This window comes from Pseudopedobacter sp. (genome assembly GCF_040392825.1).
Lineage (GTDB): Bacteria > Bacteroidota > Bacteroidia > Sphingobacteriales > Sphingobacteriaceae > Pseudopedobacter.
Genome location: NZ_JBEBVH010000086.1, coordinates 1 through 14,218 on the forward strand (window position 1 = coordinate 1; position 14,218 = coordinate 14,218).

13 protein-coding genes are annotated in these 14,218 nt (G+C 36.0%); 7 read left to right on the top strand and 6 right to left on the bottom strand.

The features are described 5' to 3' along the window. Positions 1–325: 325 nt before the first annotated feature. Positions 326–697 carry a DoxX family protein gene (locus ABWO41_RS08030; protein ID WP_353136141.1) on the bottom strand — a complete coding sequence of 124 codons (372 nt, stop codon included), beginning with the start codon at positions 695–697 and terminating at the stop codon, positions 326–328. Between the two features lie 92 nt (positions 698–789). On the opposite strand from ABWO41_RS08030, the gene ABWO41_RS08035 reads away from it, so the two are divergent. Beyond that, positions 790–1,146 (top strand): winged helix-turn-helix transcriptional regulator, encoded by a 357-nt coding sequence (locus tag ABWO41_RS08035; RefSeq protein WP_353136144.1) that lies wholly within the window; start codon positions 790–792, stop codon positions 1,144–1,146. Positions 1,147–1,330: 184 nt separating this feature from the next. Here ABWO41_RS08035 and ABWO41_RS08040 read toward each other — a convergent pair whose 3' ends face one another. The 5 genes from ABWO41_RS08040 to ABWO41_RS08060 form a co-directional block, all read right to left on the bottom strand. Continuing rightward, positions 1,331–1,546 (bottom strand): hypothetical protein, encoded by a 216-nt coding sequence (locus ABWO41_RS08040; RefSeq protein ID WP_353136147.1) that lies wholly within the window; start codon positions 1,544–1,546, stop codon positions 1,331–1,333. A gap of 339 nt (positions 1,547–1,885) precedes the next feature. Further along, positions 1,886–2,278, bottom strand: a complete 393-nt coding sequence (locus ABWO41_RS08045; RefSeq protein ID WP_353136150.1) for a ribosomal maturation YjgA family protein — start codon at positions 2,276–2,278, stop codon at positions 1,886–1,888. 10 nt (positions 2,279–2,288) lie between these two features. Further along, on the bottom strand, positions 2,289–3,683 hold the full coding sequence (gene creD, locus ABWO41_RS08050) for a cell envelope integrity protein CreD (RefSeq protein ID WP_353136153.1): 1,395 nt from the start codon (positions 3,681–3,683) through the stop codon (positions 2,289–2,291). Positions 3,684–3,742: 59 nt separating this feature from the next. Further along, the gene (locus ABWO41_RS08055; protein ID WP_013631483.1) at positions 3,743–4,051 is read right to left on the bottom strand and encodes a winged helix-turn-helix domain-containing protein; all 309 of its coding nucleotides are present in this window, start codon (positions 4,049–4,051) and stop codon (positions 3,743–3,745) included. Continuing rightward, entirely contained in the window at positions 4,048–4,668 is a 621-nt protein-coding gene (locus ABWO41_RS08060) for a hypothetical protein (protein ID WP_353136157.1), read from the bottom strand. The genes ABWO41_RS08055 and ABWO41_RS08060 overlap by 4 nt, the downstream gene beginning before the upstream one ends. A 127-nt stretch (positions 4,669–4,795) precedes the next feature. On the opposite strand from ABWO41_RS08060, the gene ABWO41_RS08065 reads away from it, so the two are divergent. The 6 genes from ABWO41_RS08065 to ABWO41_RS08090 all read left to right on the top strand — a co-directional run. Next, positions 4,796–5,269, top strand: a complete 474-nt coding sequence (locus ABWO41_RS08065; RefSeq protein WP_353136160.1) for a gluconokinase — start codon at positions 4,796–4,798, stop codon at positions 5,267–5,269. Between the two features lie 44 nt (positions 5,270–5,313). Then, the gene (locus ABWO41_RS08070; protein WP_353136163.1) at positions 5,314–5,904 is read left to right on the top strand and encodes an RNA polymerase sigma factor; all 591 of its coding nucleotides are present in this window, start codon (positions 5,314–5,316) and stop codon (positions 5,902–5,904) included. A 234-nt stretch (positions 5,905–6,138) separates the two neighbouring features. Beyond that, the gene (locus tag ABWO41_RS08075) at positions 6,139–7,362 is read left to right on the top strand and encodes a FecR family protein (protein WP_353136166.1); all 1,224 of its coding nucleotides are present in this window, start codon (positions 6,139–6,141) and stop codon (positions 7,360–7,362) included. A 262-nt stretch (positions 7,363–7,624) separates the two neighbouring features. Next, positions 7,625–10,996, top strand: coding sequence for a TonB-dependent receptor (locus ABWO41_RS08080; RefSeq protein WP_353136169.1), 3,372 nt, complete (start codon positions 7,625–7,627; stop codon positions 10,994–10,996). 73 nt (positions 10,997–11,069) lie between these two features. After that, a complete protein-coding gene (locus ABWO41_RS08085) occupies positions 11,070–12,788 on the top strand; it encodes a RagB/SusD family nutrient uptake outer membrane protein (RefSeq protein ID WP_353136172.1) in 1,719 nt (572 codons plus the stop codon). A 14-nt stretch (positions 12,789–12,802) separates the two neighbouring features. Beyond that, a partial coding sequence (locus tag ABWO41_RS08090) for a DUF5018 domain-containing protein (RefSeq protein ID WP_353136175.1) occupies positions 12,803–14,218 on the top strand: 1,416 nt, incomplete at its 3' end.

Consider the following 14,218-nt stretch of genomic DNA (forward strand, 5'->3'; position numbering starts at 1 on the left):
TATTACTGCCATAGTCTATATCAATTGGTTAAGAAAAACCAATATATGCAATTTACCTGACAGTTCGCCTGAGTTTCTTCTCACTTTTTTAATAATTTACTTTAATCAAAACCATAAAAAGTCCATATTTTCTCATAAAAACATGGACTCATATTGGACTAATTATGGAAAATAATTGGATTTATAGAGAATCAATTAAAGTGCTGATAAAAAAGTGATGAATAGATTGTTGGTTTGCGCCATCCAGCCATATATTGAACACGGCGTTTGCTATAATGCTGTATTCCACCAAAAACACATGGATTTAATACCATCATTGTTTTGATTAAATCAATATTTTAAAGCTCTTATCGGTAGCCAGTAAAATGACAGTAAGTATGCACATCACCAACGCATCATAGAAATGATGATATTCCTGGTGAGACATATGTGCCGTAAATGCCCCAACTGCAAAAGGAAAAAGTAATAAAATTGCAAGGTTTTTATATTGCGGTTTCAACAGTCCGATTAGGAGCAGAATTACACCGATTAATTCACCAATTCCGATAAGAATAGTCCAGGTCTTATTAAAACCCAGAGACTGCATACTCTGCATCATCGATTCTTTTTGAAATACTTTAAACAATGAAGCATAACCAAATACATATAAATAGTAAGTGTAGCTTAACCAATGAGCGATTGTTGTGACTTTTTCCATTTTTATACTTTTTATTATGGAACAAATATATTTGTTAACTTACGTATGTAATAGAACATACAAAATTGTATGATACTGATAAAAAAGTAAGTATGAACAAGAGAAAAGAAAACTCCACCAACAGCATTAATGAAATATACTGGAAAGACCATTGCGGTATTGCTTTAACCTTGTCTATAATTGGGGGGCGGTGGAAAATCAATATTCTTTCTTACCTGTTGAGCGAGCAGAAACTTAGGTATAGTGAGTTGAGAAAAAGGTTGATTGGGATTTCTGAAAGAATGCTGATTTCAAAACTAAAAGAATTGGAAAATGATGGGCTTGTAAATAGAATAGTTCATCAGCAAGTACCTCCAAAGGTCGAATATGAACTGACGGAACTTGGCTTATCACTCAAAGAGATACTGTACCTGATGGACAAATGGGGAGAGGATAATCTGACAAAATAAAGAACCTCTTATATTTTTCAATATATTTCTCTAAAAGAATTTCTTCGGGGATAATCTGTTCTACAAACTTATAATATGAGCAAATAATCATTTATCGAATTTCTGTTGTTTACTGGCTCTGTGCTAAGTAAATAAATTCTTATTCTTTTCTGGATCGTGTAGCAGTGAATTTCTGTTCTTCAACCTAATTTAAATTAGCTTTGTCATAATCTGTTCTATTCCCAGTTTCTAAGTCTATCTCTGCAACAAGTTCGCCTATTACTTTTAAATACGGTTTATGTTTATTGCAATACTGCTGGGCAAGATTAAAGCTGGGAGCTTCTATATATTCACCCATATATGTTTTAGTTTCGCCGGTTGTATATTCCGTTACCTGAAACTGTGTTACCCACTTTCTCATCGTCTTAAAGGATTATATTTATACACACTTCTAAGAATAAACTTTCATAGAATATGCCATTCCAGACCGTTTAAATACCTGACTTTATGCAATTATTACGGGTTTTATGCCAAAAATAATCCCGAATAATCAATAATGTACTCTGATTAGCGGAGATAATGAATGATGATAAAATTCCAGGGTGACTTTTATATAGTATGAATTATAAAGATATTACAGGGTATTATAAAGGTTCACTCTAAATAATATTCCCTGTAATATCCGGATTAGATCTCTATAAAATCGTGTTATAAAGACTGTTTGTTTATAAGTAATAAGAACATGTCTATTGTTTTAAATTCAGCTCATAATCATCCGAGTGTTTTTGGTTCGTTTAAAGTTTTCGACAACCAGAATGATTATTATTCCTAATGTATAAGCTAATATGTCTATCCATGAAAAATGGGTGCCGATAATAATATTGGCAATTTTGGAATGAGACAATCCCAATAATCCAACTATATTGAAATATTGGAGTGTTTCTATGCAGTAAGCAAATAGAAGTACAGCAATAGCCGTTTTTACATGAGCCAAATCGAAAAAGCTTTTTACCAGATAATAGAGTAAAATGACTACCAATACATCTCCAATGTAGGGTCTGATAATATTGTCATTTATAAAAAGGGCAATAAATACTTCGACTAAAAATAACAAAATGGTTATTGCAAGGTTTGTTTTACTGAACTTGAGCATAATTTATAATTTACGATTGAGGAAGTTCCGATGCTGATTTAGTTTCCCAATTCAGTTTTGTAGAAAGGTACATCATGGTTGCAATGATGATAAACAAACCCACACTTCCGAAGATTAGCGAAAAATCCTGTAGTTGAATAATCACAAAAATGAAACTGTAGAATATAGACAATATAGCTCCGAACACCAGAGCTGGCTTTTTGCTTTTTAACAAGCCCACGAGGAAAAGTACAATCAGAATAATAGTGGCTAAAGAAGCAATCAGGTAAGCAATATTAAAACCTATTTGCTCACTAAAGGATAACAGCAACGTATAATAAATGATCATAGCTGCCCCTATTAAAGCATATTGTAATAAATGAATTTTTCTTTTGTTTAACAATTCAGTGAAAAACAGAGATATAAAAGTGAGCAGAATGATGAGCATAGCGTACTTGGCCGATCTCATCGTTTTCTGATATTGATCTACCGGCACAATAAATTTCACTCCGAAAGTAGTGTCGTTATTATCGGTTTCGTTATATGTCTGGTTGGGTTTTGTTACCAGTGATGCATCTTTTTCTACCCATTGCTGCGGATAAGAACGATTGAAGTAAGGTATTTTCCAGACAGCTTTAAAGTCAGATTCTGTAATGTTTCTTTCTTCCGGTAAGTAACGTCCCGTAAAGCTGGGATTTCCCCAGGTCCCATTCATTTTAACTATTGTGGTTTTCCCGACATGAAGAAAATTCAGCTCACTGCTGCCCCGAATGTCCAGGTTGAAGTTAAACGGAATAGCTGTGTTCTTATCAGCACTTAAATCTAAAAGAGCGATTAAATTATTACGAAATAATTTCACATCGGTGAGGTCAGGTTCAACTTCGTAGCTTTTTCCTGCTAGATTTATACTCGGATTATTTTTTAAACCTTTTAAATCAGTTAGTCCAATAGCTACTTTTACCTTGTCCCATAAAATGAGTTCGGGCTTTATGCCAGATTTTTTTAATTCTAATGGACTAAATCTCCCATTCACATTTATTTTCGAGTTATATACTACGGCCTCAAAAATTCCCCGATATAGGGTTTCTGGGTCTACATTGCTATTTATGTTAAGTTCTTCTGGCAGAATGTATATATTCTGTAACTCTTCTTTGTACGTTATTATGCCTTTATCATTTTTTTCTGCAATTGTATTTAAATATGGTAAGATTAATACCGGACCTTCTACTAATTGTTTACCCGACCATTTGTCTGATATTTCATCAACTACTTCATTTTGTCTAAGCTGTCTTTCACTGATAAGACTTTGCACCCAGGTGGAAGGAATCAGCAGAAGGAGCGTAAGGAATCCGATAAAGCAAAGCTTAACCAGCATTGATTCTCTGAACCAATGCGCTGTTTTTGAATAATTGTTTTCTGTTAGCATGTTTTAGTTTTTAAAAGTACTTTGTTTTTCAAAGTAAATGGTTAAAAAAATTTAGTTGGTTAAATATTGTTTTTTTGTTGTTTAATTAAATTTTCCAAAGCTTCCAGATGTTTTTTAAATGCCTCCCTGCCTTTAGCAGATGCCGCATATTGGGTGTTAGGCTTGCGGCCTATAAAACTTTTGGTAACGATAATATATTCTTCCTTTTCCAGTGCTTTAAGATGGGATGCAAGATTACCGTCTGTAGCGTTTAGCAGTTCTTTCAGAGCATTGAAATCATAATACTCGTTGGCAACCAGAACGCTCATAACCTGTAACCTCAAACGGTTTTCAAAAGCTTTATCAAATTGTTCTAACGAAATCTTCACTTGTTGTATTTAAAATGCATCATAGAACCATATATAATATGCAGGATGCCAAAACCTATTGTCCAAAAAATGATACCGTAACCGGGAAATAAAGCCGAAAGTAAACCCAGTGCAATTTCACAGAACCCTAACCATTTCACATCAGAGAAAGTATAATTGCTTCCTGATATTAAAGCCAGTCCATAAAATAAAAGGCAAGCGGAAGCTATTATACTATAGTCCCCACGATAAATTAATATTAAAATAAACAGTCCGCCTGTAAATAGGGGAATGGCCAGACTTGTTAATAGGCGTTTGCTTACGGGATTCCAGAAATTTTCACCTTTTTTTCGAGCCTGTCTGATAGTGAGCCAAATGCCGGTAGCCAACGAAAGTATAAGGACTGCAAAGGCAACTAAAAATAGTTGACCTAATACTTTAGGATCGTTGACGTAATGATTTCTGTATTCCAGAGCTGAATGCGGGACATAAACAATTTTATATCCGAGGAAAGCACCAATTAAGGCATAAACACCAGCCATTATACCAGATAACCCACTTAATGAAATGAATTTGGAGGAACGCTCCATTAAGTTCCTGATAGAACTAAGCTCTGAATAAATATCTTTTTCTTGCATTTGAAAAGAACTTTGAATTACAAAGTAAAATATAATATTTTAATAATCCAATAAGGTATTTAAAAAAATGTATCATAAAATGATGTAATCAAGTATCTTGCTTTATCAAAAAATAAAGGATAATAAAATGCTCTATATCATAGCCGGTGTATCGGGATCTGGAAAAACCACCCTAGGTAAGTTATTAGCCAAACATTTGAATTTGCCTTTTTATGATGCAGATGATTTTCACCCGCAGTCAAATATAGAAAAGATGAAAAGGGGGCAAGCTTTAACTGATGAGGATCGGTTTCCGTGGCTGCTAACTTTGCATGATAATTTAGTTGAATGGAATAAACAGAGCGGGGCTATTTTAGCTTGTTCGGCATTAAAAGAGAAGTATCGTAGCATTTTAAGCGGAAATAATGAAGTCGAGATAAAATGGATTTTTATAGTAGCAGATAACTTATTACTAAAACAACGTTTGCACGGAAGAGAAAATCATTTTTTTAATCCACTTTTACTGGAATCGCAATTAAAAACATTGGAATTACCGGATTATGGGCTTAAAATACCTGCCGACTTGAGCCTGGAGCAACAATTGGATATGATTATTTTCTAAATATATTTTACTTTTATTTTGTTTTTGTATTAATTGCATTAGCAATGACAACTATAGACTCTCATTTACACTTATTACAGGAAGGGCAACAGCAGGGACTTTTGTACTTTATGCAAAAACATTTGCGTGAACTGACGTTTTTTGCACAGCGTATTGTACAAAGAGGAGAGGTTGCAGAAGAGATTGTGCAAGACAGTTTTGTAAAGGTGTGGGAGGCCAGAAGCAGTTTTAAATCACCGGAAAATATTAAGGCATTTTTATATATCTCAACCCGAAATGCCTGTTTTAATCATCTGGAGCTTGCAGGCACACGCAGGCGTACTAGTTTTGATGAACTATCAGAAGAAATTTTACAACCGGGAAATGATGTGCTTACGGGGATGATTCATGCAGAAACCATAGCGCTGGTTTATCAGGAACTAGACCATTTGCCTGCACAGCAGGCTAAAGTATTCCGGTTATCCTATTTTGACGGTTGCTCTACCGAAGAAATCTGTCGGGAATTGGGGATCTCTCCAAATGCGGTATTTCTTGCCCGCTCCAGAGCAACACAAGCATTGCAAAAAATTTTTAAGGATAAGAATTTACTGTATTATATGGTGTTTTTATATATCCTTTCTACTCCTGTTAAGTGAATTAGTTCATTCGTAACTTTGGATTTTTGCTTGGATAAATGATCATAATTTTAGCTAAAGTTATTGTGAATCAGATTGTTATTTTGGTTTGGTGTTCGATAGGTCGGTTCTGAATTTTTAGTCGCTATAAATCTCATATTAAGTAAGTGTGAATAATTTGTGAAAAAAATAAAATTTTCAGACAGGTTTTTCTGTTTTCCCTGTTTCTATGTAAAGAAGGATAAAAAATATAGAATGGAGAGCAAACAGACGGATATTTCGGTATTAATTTTTAAAAAGCTGCAAGAAACTATTACTCCTACAGAATTGACTGTATTAGAGCAATGGGCAAACAGTGCTCCCGAAAACCGTATGTTGTTAGACCATATTCTTAAAGAAGAACAGCTGATAACTGATGTGAAATCGTTTGACGATTTGTGGCGAGATTCTATTGGTGCAAATCGTTATAAAAAAATGGAACAAGCGGTGTTGTCTCAGATTTCTACCCCCACGAGGAATCTCTGGAGGAAATGGATGTCCTATGCCGCTATTATTGCAGGTATTGCTATATGTACCGGAATTTGGATCTTAAACCAGAGAAACTTAATGAAGGGCGAACATGCCATAACTGCGAAAACAAAAGATGCAAAGCCGGAAGGAAATAGTGCTGTATTGACATTGTCTGATGGACGTGAAATTAACCTGAGTACAACCCAGGAAGGAATCATTATCAGTGATGATATTCTCTATGGAGACAGTTCTGCAGTACTGGGTAACGAAACTGAATCTATAAAGGACAGAAGTGATTTAAAAAATTATCAGCTTAAACTGGCGACACCAAACGGAGTAAGCTATCGGGTTACGCTTGCAGACGGGACGCAGGTTTGGCTTAATGCGGGAAGTACCCTGTATTACCCCGTTAAGTTTGGTGATGCCGAGCGTATAGTAGAACTGCAGGGAGAAGCATATTTTGATGTAACCTCAAAAACGAATAAAAGAACAAAAAGTAAAGTTCCTTTCATTGTAAAAACCAATGGACAAAATGTAAGGGTTATTGGTACTCAGTTCAATATATCTGCCTATGAAGAAGATGCTGAAACCCTAACCACTTTAGTTGAAGGAAAAGTTGCAGTTGGCAAATCGGCTGTTAAAGGAGGAACTCGTAAAGAGACAATACTTAAACCCGGACAGCAAAGTATAAATAATCTTGCTAATGATATCCTTGTAAAACAGGTAGATGTTACTCCTTTTATCGCATGGAAAGATGGTTTATTCTATTTTAAAAATACACCGTTTGAGGAGATAATGAAGCAGATTGCCCGTTGGTATAATGTAGAAGTGATTTATAAAAAAGGAATACCAAAAGAAACTTTTACGGGTAAAATGAACCGAAGTTTGTCTTTATCATCTGTACTTGAATTGTTGAATGTATCCAACGTTCGTGTTCATATAGAAGGCAAGAAGCTAATTGTGAATTAAATGAAGAGAGTTAATTAATTGTTTTAATAACCATTTCTAATGTATGAAAGATGTAATAAAGAAATATTAGAACAAAAATACTGATACAGAAAAGGGGAGCGCTGCTAACACTTCCCCCTGTAGTTCGGACAGAACCAGTATAAACCAAGAGTTACCGTTGATTTTTAAACTATCCAAACGTACAAACGTAATGATAAATTATGTCATTTGCTCACTGAGATATGAAAAAAAGCTCAGAGAGTTTAACCAGTTATTGCGAATTATGAAGCTAACTTCGCTGTTGTTATTGTGTATATGTTTACATTTAAGTGCTACGTCCCTATCGCAAACAGTTACACTAAAAGTAAAGAACCAGTCATTAAGCAGAGTATTAGAATCTATAGAAAAACAAACAGGATATCTGATCATATATAATGACAGATATGTAAATCCTGGTACACTTGTTACTGTTGATGCTGATAACAAATCCCTGGAAGATCTACTTGATGTCCTATTGGCACCACAATCACTAACTTATTTTATTAAGGATAAAACCATAGCGATTCGTAGAAAGGAAGACAATAAACCCAAAGAGGCAGATTTAGGAACTAATATATGGCAACAAAAAAGAGTTACCGGTAAAGTAACTGATGAAAAATCTATTCCCTTGCCCGGTGTGGTAATAAAGATTAAAGGGACTGATAGAGGTACAGTAACCAATGCTGATGGCGAGTTTACTATACTGGTTGATTCAAAGCAAACCGTATTAGTCTTTTCATTTTTAGGTTTTATAACTAAAGAAGTAAGTGCTTCTTTAGAAAAACTTGATATTATTCTTGAAGAATCTAATTCGCAGCTGAATGAAGTAATAGTTGTAGGATATGGTACTCAAAAAAGAGCAGACGTTATAGGCTCTGTTGCACAAATAAAAGGGGATGAGCTACAAAAAGCGCCAGCAATGAACGTTACAAACGTTCTGGCAGGAAGGTTGCCCGGCTTAACTTCTCTGCAACAATCTGGACGCCCGGGAGCAGATGATGCCACACTCCGCATTAGGGGAATAAGCACCTATGGAGCAAACCAGTCACCTTTGATTATGATAGATGGTGTTCAGCGTGAATCTTTCGCACATCTGGATGCTTCAGAAATAGAAAGTATAACCCTCTTAAAAGATGCCGTGTCTACAGCTGTTTATGGTTTGCAGGCAACGAATGGAGTTATATTAATTACGACTAAAAGAGGTAAAGAACAAAAGGCATCTATATCTTATGACGGTTCCTATATGATAGGACAAAATACCCGGTTTCCAGAATTCCTGAATGCTGTTGATTATATGGAATGGTATAATAAAGCAACAGACGTAGATAACGAATACCTGATGCATACGGGTGGAAATCCTGTACCTTATGTATATGGCGAAAGTTTAATAAGATCTATAAGAAATGGCACCAATCAAAATATACTTTTCGGTAGTACAGACTGGCTTGGTGAGCTGTTAAAAAATACCAGTAATTCACAGCATCATTCGGTTACGGTAAATGGAGGAAATGAAAATATAAAATACTTTACCTCTATTGCGCATTTAGATCAGGGTGGGGTGATAGAAAATACTGATTTTAAGAGATACAATGTACGTAGCAATGTTAGTGCGAATTTGAATAAAATACTATCGGTAGACCTCAACCTAATGGTTAGGCAACAAAATACAAATACACCGGGCATCTCTCCTGATAATTCTTCTTACCTCAATCCATTTTATCAGGCAGCAATGATGTTGCCCAATTTACCTATGTATGCTCCAAACGGAGTATATACCGCTTACAGAAGTTCTCCAGGCTGGATTAACCCATTGGCTACTGTGGAAAATTCTGGTTACCAAAAAAGGCAATCCAACATATTTCAGGGAGATATCACATTTAAACTGAATGTACCATGGGTTTCCGGTTTAAGAATGCAGTTACTCACAGCATATGATAAAACAGGCAATGAAAATAAAACATGGTTACAGCCCTACCCTCTAATGGGAAGAGACAGAGAACAAAATACGGGATCTTTTACTGAATTAAGTACGGTTCCGGGTATTACAAGAACTTCACTTACTCAGTCCTTTGTACAAAACAACAGGAGAACGTTTCAGCCAAGTATAAATTATACTAAAAAGCTGGGAGAACATTCCTTTAATATTTTGGCACTATATGAATGGTCGAGATACCAGAGCAGCACTTTATCTGCAGGAGCAAGAAGTTTCCCTTTAACAGGCTTGCATGAGCTGGACTATGGAAGCGTGAGTCCAGAAGATTTTGTATTGCCTGGAGGTTCCAGCAGCGTAAATGCAAGAGCGGGTTATGTAGGTAGGATTAATTATAGTTTTAGGGATAAATATTTGATAGAGTTGGCTACAAGGTATGATGCCTCCATGAATTTTCCAAAATCTAACAGATGGGAGTTGTTTCCGGCGGCGGCTTTGGGTTGGATAATCAGTAAGGAGTCTTTTATGAAAGACCATCTTAATAAGTTAACTCATTTAAAATTAAAGACATCTGTTGGGAAATCTGGTAATGATAAAATACCAAACAGTTTTGCATACCTGCAAAGCTACCAACTGTCAGATGGCCCTGTAATTGTTTTAGGAGGTGTACCCGTTCAGGGATTATCAACGAATGCTCCACCAAACCTGGATATCCGCTGGGAAACATCAACTACATTGAATGCAGGGTTTGAATCTGAATGGTTTAATGGAAAATTAGGTTTTGATGCAGAGTGGTTTTATAGGGTTACGGAAGATATACTTGCTCCCGTATCTGGGCTATATCCTGCTTCAACGGGAGGATTTTATCCCTCCATTGTTAACTATGGGATTATGGAAAACAAGGGAATAGACTTGCAAATAAGGCATAAGAACAAAGTTGGAGAATTATATTATGGTGTAACAGGTAATTTTAACTGGGCAAGAAACAAAATTATTAGGAGAGATGAAGATCCTAATCTTCCATATTGGCAAAGAACGGTAGGCCGTTCTTACGGAGAAAAAATAGGTTTTGTTGTGGAAGGTATGTACCAATCCTGGGAAGAAACAGCAGATGCGGTTTCTCCATCAGGAGGCATTGTTGCACCTGGTTTCTTTAAATACAAAGATTTAAATAATGACGGACGAATTACCAGGTCTGATGACAGAACCTTTATAGGTAGAAGTAATATTCCGGAAATCATGTACGGTTTAAATCTGGATTTACAATATAAAGGATTTGATTTTTCTGCATTTTTTCAGGGAGCGGCTTTATCAGATGTAGCACTTTCCGGTTTATATGAAGGTTCCTCGGGCGTTGGCACAGGTTCAAGTGCCGGGACAGAAGCTTTTACTGTAATGTCAAGATCATTTTATCAGAATGGTAATGCGCCTTATTTTTTAGTGGAAGATTCATGGAGTCCTACTAACCCAAATGCAGCATTCCCACGACTTACGGCGGGTAAAGCTACTTTAGGAGCACATAATGCCCATGCCAGCTCGGGTTTTTTACGAAACGGAGCCTATTTACGATTAAAAACCATGCAGATAGGTTACTCTTTGCCAAAACGGATTTTAAATCATGCAAAAATACAGAAGATTAACGTGGGTTCATCTGAAATATTTCGACCCAGAAATGCCGAATGTTAATAACGGGTTTTATCCGCAACAATGAATATTCTCATTTGGGCTTAATGTAATCTTCAATTAAAAAAATCAGATTATGAACATATTACATAAATATATAAAAAGAATTATAGTACTGGCTGTCTGCTCTTCGTTTTTAGGTTCATGTAAGATTGACGAAGTTCCGACAGACAGATATACAGAAGAAACAGTATGGAATGAACCTGGAAGTATAGAGTTGTACATTAATAGTATGTATCAGGAATTCAGACGTTTCCAATTTGGTACTTTCCCTGTTGGTACAGACAATGCAACTGACGGATTAACAGATATAATGAAGTATACCTCAACGTCTTCAGGTAACGGAACTGTAAATATTCTGGCGACTGAGGCATCAAGATTTAATTCGGCAAGTCCGGGTTTAAGCTATTGGTCAACAGGATATACCAGAATTAGAAGGCTGAACGAGTTTCTTTATGGATTACAGCATTACTCAAAAATTGCGGATGATAAAAAACTGGTTTACGAAGCTGAGGCTAAATTTATAAGAGCTTATGTTTATTTCTGGTTGGTAAGATTACATGGTAGTGTAATTTTGATGAAAGAGTTGAATGACCATACAAAAAAGGATATTCCCCGTTCTTCAGAAGATGATTGTTACAATTTCATTGCCAGTGATTTGCAGTTTGCAGTAGAACATCTTCCAAAAACATGGAAAACAATTGAAGGGGGAAAGTATGACGGTAAGGCAACCAAAGGAGCAGCTCTAAGTTTATTGGCGAGAGTGTGGTTATATGCAGCATCTATTGCAGAATTTGATAAAAAGCAATTTAACCATGATCTTCTTACTGGAATTCCTGCAGGAAAAGCACAAGATTATTATACCAATTCCAAAAACGCCGCACAAGCTGTAGTGGACCTGGCAGATGAGGGATATTATGCTTTAGAAACAAATTTTGCCAATATCTTCCAAAGCAAAAATTCGAAGGAATCTATTTTTAGGTTAGATTTTGTTCCACAGCTATTTACACACCAATATGATTTGGGCTTTGTACCTCCCGGAGACGAACCAGGGCAAACACTAGTTTATGGGGTACCTACTGCAGAATTGGTAGATGAATTTGAAATGGCAGATGGTAATAAGTTTAGTTGGGCAAACTCTTCTATGGCAAATAACCCTTATGCAAACAGAGAACAAAGGTTTTATGCAAGCATTTTGTATAACGGAGCAACCTGGAAAGGTAGGGTACTTAATACTACTGTAACAGGTACTACGGACGGATTTGTAAGTTATGCCAGTATTGCAGACCCGCGGAAAACAGTGACTGGTTATTATGCAAAGAAAATGCTCGATCCTAATAATACAACATTTTTAGTTAACAGGAGTACACAAAGCTGGAATGAGATAAGATATGCCGAAGTGGTTTTAATATTGGCAGAAGCCAAAACTATGTTAAATGATGTTATAGGTGCGAGATTGGCTTTGAACCAATTACGAACATTTAGAGGATTGCCTAATACTCCCGCAAATAATAAAGCAGATTTGTTGGAAGCTATAGAACATGAACGCATTGTTGAACTTGCTTTTGAAGGGCACCGGTATTGGGATTTAAGAAGGTGGCGAAAAGCACACATTGTATTAAACAATACAAGATTTACGGGACATAAAATCAGCTCGATGGGCGCAGGCTTGGTTTATGAGACTGTAAGTGTCGATAACAAGGACAGAGAGTTTTATACTTCATTGTATTATTTGCCAATACTTGACACAGAAGTACAGCGCAATAATTTATTGGATCAAATACACGGCTGGTAATTTAATTATTCTGAATGATGAAAAAGTATATTTATATAACGACACTTATAGCTATCATTTTATCTGTAGGTGCCTGTAAGAAAGCAGATACTATCGAAAGAAATGCAACCGGAGATATTACCGATATTTTTGCAAATACCGAGGCAGCAGGGCCAAAGAGGTTGTTTGAACCGAGATTTAGTAATGACACGATATATTTTGATATTCCTTATTATTATCCGATAGAGACAGATTATGAGACTGATCTAAGAAAGATTATTTTAAGAGCTACTTTATCTGCGGATGCAATTGTAAGCCCTGTTTTAGGCAAGCCTATGGATCTAACAAATCCTGTACATATTACAGTAACTTCGGGTTCGGGCAAGCAGAACACTTATGTTGTGGTTGCCAGGCGTGTAGGGGATGTTTCCATATCAAATGTTAACATGTCGTATGAAGATGCAGACGGGAATACGCAAGAAATCGAAGGAATAGAAATCGAAGACGAATTCAGGTTTTTTATACTACCTGGTACAGATGTTTCGCAATCTAAAATTCAATATACCATTAACCGACATTCTTCTGCGTCTATACAAAATGGAGCGGTTATAGATTTATCGAATCCCGTTCCTTTGGTTGTAAGTGCACAGGGGAATATTTCAAAAACATATAAACTTGTAGTAACAGAACCTGTAAAATTAGACTATGGATTTGGAATAAACAGGCGTTTATGGACTAAACCTGGAGCAGATTTTGGAGGTTTTACCGGAACAAATGAAAACTGTCTGGCAGTTAGCGGAGATTATTTAATTCTAACAACTTCCGGTACCGCTGGGACTTCTAAGTACAGAGTTTATAATAGATTTACCGGCGAATATATACAGGATATGTATATGCCTTTTACAGCAACTTCAGGGGCGTTAAGTTTAACTAATCAGCTTATTTCAGATAATGAAGGCAATCTGCTAGCTATTAACAGAGCAGCTTACGGGCAAAATTTTAGGATCTATAAATACAGTGGCCCTTTCGATACGAACCCGCAATTACTGGTGAATATAACAAATACCAACCCCGCATTGGCATCTATGACTACTGTAGATAGGGGCGTAGGAAGAAGAATAAATGTTTATGGAGACGTGGATAATAGCGCAGTAATATTCGTTCCAATAGGACAAACGCTTGCTTTTTACAAATGGGTTATAGTAAACGGTACACTACAAAGTACTAATCCGGAGATTATATTTATGAATGGTTTATCGGGTACGCATATCGGATATGTTGCCGAAGTACAACCGCTTTCCGCAGAAGCTAATACCGATTATATGATTGCGAGTCAATGGGATTTTGCCTATGTTAACGGAAATACAAATACAAAAATTACCAATATCGCACTGGCAAGCGTATCTAATATCAATTTTAGAAATGCTCTTGGAATAGCACATTTTAATAAT

What these genes read in the sequence shown, in the direction of transcription:
- ABWO41_RS08075 (WP_353136166.1), top strand. Translation starts at nt 6,139, where the DNA reads ATGGAGAGCAAACAGACGGATATTTCGGTATTAATTTTTAAAAAGCTG.
- ABWO41_RS08080 (WP_353136169.1), top strand. Translation starts at nt 7,625, where the DNA reads ATGAAGCTAACTTCGCTGTTGTTATTGTGTATATGTTTACATTTAAGT.
- ABWO41_RS08035 (WP_353136144.1), top strand. Translation starts at nt 790, where the DNA reads ATGAACAAGAGAAAAGAAAACTCCACCAACAGCATTAATGAAATATAC.
- ABWO41_RS08040 (WP_353136147.1), bottom strand. Translation starts at nt 1,546, where the DNA reads ATGAGAAAGTGGGTAACACAGTTTCAGGTAACGGAATATACAACCGGC.
- ABWO41_RS08030 (WP_353136141.1), bottom strand. Translation starts at nt 697, where the DNA reads ATGGAAAAAGTCACAACAATCGCTCATTGGTTAAGCTACACTTACTAT.
- ABWO41_RS08060 (WP_353136157.1), bottom strand. Translation starts at nt 4,668, where the DNA reads ATGCAAGAAAAAGATATTTATTCAGAGCTTAGTTCTATCAGGAACTTA.
- ABWO41_RS08085 (WP_353136172.1), top strand. Translation starts at nt 11,070, where the DNA reads ATGAACATATTACATAAATATATAAAAAGAATTATAGTACTGGCTGTC.
- ABWO41_RS08045 (WP_353136150.1), bottom strand. Translation starts at nt 2,278, where the DNA reads ATGCTCAAGTTCAGTAAAACAAACCTTGCAATAACCATTTTGTTATTT.
- ABWO41_RS08070 (WP_353136163.1), top strand. Translation starts at nt 5,314, where the DNA reads ATGACAACTATAGACTCTCATTTACACTTATTACAGGAAGGGCAACAG.
- creD (WP_353136153.1), bottom strand. Translation starts at nt 3,683, where the DNA reads ATGCTAACAGAAAACAATTATTCAAAAACAGCGCATTGGTTCAGAGAA.
- ABWO41_RS08065 (WP_353136160.1), top strand. Translation starts at nt 4,796, where the DNA reads ATGCTCTATATCATAGCCGGTGTATCGGGATCTGGAAAAACCACCCTA.